Raw genomic sequence first — 3,511 nt, 5'->3', positions numbered from 1 at the left:
GAGAAAAAAGACATGGCTATAAAAAAATCACAAGAGATAGCTCTAAGATTTGGGCTTGAGGAAGAGGATTTTGAGAAATTTCCAAAAGATTTAAGCGGCGGAATGAAGCAAAGAGTCAGTTTTGCAAGAGCACTTGTACTCAAGCCTTCCCTCCTATTTTTGGATGAGCCATTTTCAGCGCTTGATATTGGACTTAAAAAAGAGTTGCAGAGTATTTTGATAGATATGATAAGCAAAAGGGAGATAAGCATACTTTTTATCACGCACGACCTTATGGAAGCCATCCGCCTAAGCGATGAGATGCTTCTGCTTAAAGCAGATCCGGGGCATATTGTCAAAAAATTTAAATTTGAGCTGATTCAAAACCAAAGAGATGACAAATATGTTTATGGCAAGAGTGCTGAGATACTTCAAGATGAAGAGATTATAAGTACGTTTGAACTGGAACTAAAACAATGAAACACGAAGAAGATAAACCACAAGCTTTACATGCAACAAACCACTATCTCTACTATCCTGAGGAAAAAGGCGTTCCCCCATATTTAGCTTATGGCTTTAGACCTATTTTTTTACTTCTTGCACCCTATATGATAATCTCCATGCTGCTATGGGGATTTCTCTGGAGTGAAGTGCTTAGCATTCCATTTATGGACAATATTCTTATCTGGCATGTTTATGAGATGCTCTTTGGAATCCTAACAGCCGGGATTTTAGCATTTTTATCAACAGGACTCCCCGAACTCTTTCCGGGTTTTGTGCCGCTTATTGGTAAAAAACTAAGAAACGTTGCAGTTTTGTGGATAGCAGGACGTGTGAGTTTTTGGTTTATAGATGTTACAGGTGTTTACGTCGCTGCAATTTTAAACCTTGCAATGCTTGGCTACCTTATCTGGTTTGCAAAAGCTGCAGTGCTTGACAAACTCCAAAGACATGCCTCTTTGGGCTATGCAATGGTAGCTATTTTTATCATTGAAGCATGGTTTTTTGCCGCAATTGCAGGACATGCACAAACAGACCCGATGAACATCCTAAAACTAGCCGTTGGGGCGCATATAGTCTTGATACTCTTAGCCCTAAGACGAGTCAATATGGAAGCCATAAATGAGTTGATGGAAGACAAAGGTATAGACGATGTTTATATCTCACGTCCACCTCTTACAAACCTTGCAATTTTTAGCGTTATTGTCTTTAGCATTGTGGAGTTTTTATATCCAAACAACTCTGCTCTTGGGTGGCTTGGACTTGCCGCAGGAGCTTCTGTTTTAGCAATTACAAACGACTATATCTTAAAAGATAAATTTATCCTTAATCAGCCTTTTGTTATCTACATGAGTCTTATATTTGTGATGATTAGTGCAGGATATGCGTTGATGGGCTGGGCTATTTTAAACAACAAGATAGAGCAAATCAGCCATTTCAGACACTTTGTAACAAGCGGCGGATTTGGACTTGCTTATCTAATGGTCATGATAATTATCAGCTGGATTCATACTGGAAGACATTTAACATCAAGCATCTATACACACTTAATGGTCGGTTTCATTGTGGTAGCAACACTTATGAGAGGAGTTATCCCATTTTTTGAAGAGCACGCAGCTACACTCTACCAACTCTCATCAATAATCTGGACGCTCCCCTTTATACTCTACATAAAAGTATTTTTCAAGTTTTTAGTCGCTCCTAGAGCCGACGGCATCAAGGGGTAGCGCTCTTTATTGGGCTGTTTTTTTAAAGCCTGCTTAAAATAAAGTTAACTTATCAAATCGGTTGGGCGACCAAGGTGGTAGCCTTGGAACTCGTCTACACCGTACTCTTTGAGCAATTCAAATATCTCTTGGCTCTCTACAAACTCCGCAATAGTGGTAATGTTTAAGGCTTTTGCAAACCGTACAATGCTTTGAACTAGTATCTTAGAATCGTTGTTGATTAGTATATTTTGTATAAGCGAGCCGTCAATTTTTATGTAATCAGGTTTTATCTCTAGTATGTGAGCGTAGTTTGCGTAGCCGCTTCCAAAATCATCTATTGCAATTTGCACGCCCATAGCTTTTAATTTTTTAACAACTTTGGCAAGTCTTTGGAAGTTTTCTACGCCCTCTTGTTCCGTAATCTCGATTACTATTCTTTGTGGTGAATCAAATTTTTGGATATGTTCAATCAGAGCTTCCATAATAGATGAGTTGAAAAAATCATTTGGTAAGAAGTTTATAGAAACTTTTTCATCTCTATCCTGAAAAAAGGATAAGCTTTGATCCAACATCTCTTTAGCGATTTTTATATATAAACCGCTGTTCATAGATATATCTAAAAAATCACTAGGAAATAAAATTTTCTTTTCGCCACGCTCAAATACAACTATTCTAACTAACGCTTCATATTTTATGATATCTTTATCTCTGTTTGTTATAGGTTGAAAAAACGGAATTATATTTTTATGTTCAAGTGCATACTTAATAATTTTTTTAACCTTCATCACATTTCCAGAGTGCACCTTAGTGTCAACTTTTTGTGAATAAATCATATACGTTAAAAACTCTTTTTTAGCTTTTTTAAGCGCCATTTGAGCATCTTCTAGTGAGTGTTCATGGTCAAATGCAATGCCGCAATATATCTCTATATTTATGCTCTCATCCACTCCAGCGATTTGCAGCTTTAATGAACCTATTTTACTCTGTAGTTTTTCGGTAATTTTAAAATATATTTTTTCATCAAAATCATCCTCTTTCTTTAGCAGTACATACTCATCAGAGGATATTCTATAAGCTTCAAAGCCATGTTCGTCGGCAAACTCTTTAAAATTTTTGGCTACTTCTATGAGCACTTCATTGCCAGCATCAACGCCATAAAGCTCATTGATAAGACTAAACTCTTTAATATTACTCAAAATTAACACTTTTTTATTCTTAGAAAAAAGCGCGTCATTAAGAGCATATCTGTTTAAAAGCCCCGTTAGATGATCTGTAAAAATCTGTTTTGAAAAAAATTTCAATATTTCACTAAACCCAACATGATGCGCTACTGCCAAAATAAGCATAATTACAACTATCATTAAAAAAAGATGATTCATAAACTCTGCATCTCTTTTTGCAATTTCAGACATATCAAAACCGACAACCAAACGACCCAGTGTTTGTGAGAGATGATTTTTAAGCCCAATACTCATATCTATTTTGTATAGCTCTGTCTCTTTATCTATATTGCGTTTGAAATTAGTTGTTAATTCTCTATTTTTACCTATTAAAAGATATTTTTCATCAATAGCAAAGGCATCTTTATCCAGCATAATATCTATGAGCGATTTCTCAATTGCTATACCTATATCAGCTTTAAATATTGAATTTAAATCTCTTAAAAAAGCCTCAGGGGAGATTCCAAGCTCGACATTCCCGACATAAATATCATTATAAAAAATCGGCTTTGTAATACGGTAGGTCATCTCAAACTTTCCGACTTCAAAACCGCTAAATGAGCGATGAAGAGTATTTGTGTCTATTATAAGAGTTCTTTTTTT

At 35.8% G+C, this 3,511-nt stretch carries 3 protein-coding genes; 2 read left to right on the top strand and 1 reads right to left on the bottom strand.

Features of this window, described 5'->3' with window-relative positions; all coding sequences use genetic code 11:
* Positions 1 to 459, top strand: a 459-nt coding sequence (locus M0Q17_RS10945; RefSeq protein ID WP_295086777.1) for an ATP-binding cassette domain-containing protein, incomplete at its 5' end; no start/stop codon positions are given.
* Positions 456 to 1,706, top strand: coding sequence for an NnrS family protein (locus M0Q17_RS10940; protein WP_295086775.1), 1,251 nt, complete (start codon positions 456 to 458; stop codon positions 1,704 to 1,706). The genes M0Q17_RS10945 and M0Q17_RS10940, both read left to right, overlap by 4 nt.
* A gap of 44 nt (positions 1,707 to 1,750) precedes the next feature.
* On the opposite strand, the gene M0Q17_RS10935 is transcribed toward M0Q17_RS10940, so the two are convergent.
* Positions 1,751 to 3,511 (bottom strand): EAL domain-containing protein (locus M0Q17_RS10935; RefSeq protein WP_295086774.1); only part of this gene is annotated, 1,761 nt, incomplete at its 5' end.

The sequence above is a fragment of the Sulfurimonas sp. genome, assembly GCF_023229105.1.
Taxonomy (GTDB): domain Bacteria; phylum Campylobacterota; class Campylobacteria; order Campylobacterales; family Sulfurimonadaceae; genus Sulfurimonas.
This window is presented reverse-complemented; position numbering and strand designations above follow the sequence as displayed.

Bases quoted from the DNA above. Each gene is read 5' to 3' on its own strand.
- M0Q17_RS10940 (WP_295086775.1), top strand. From the start codon at position 456: ATGAAACACGAAGAAGATAAACCACAAGCTTTACATGCAACAAACCAC.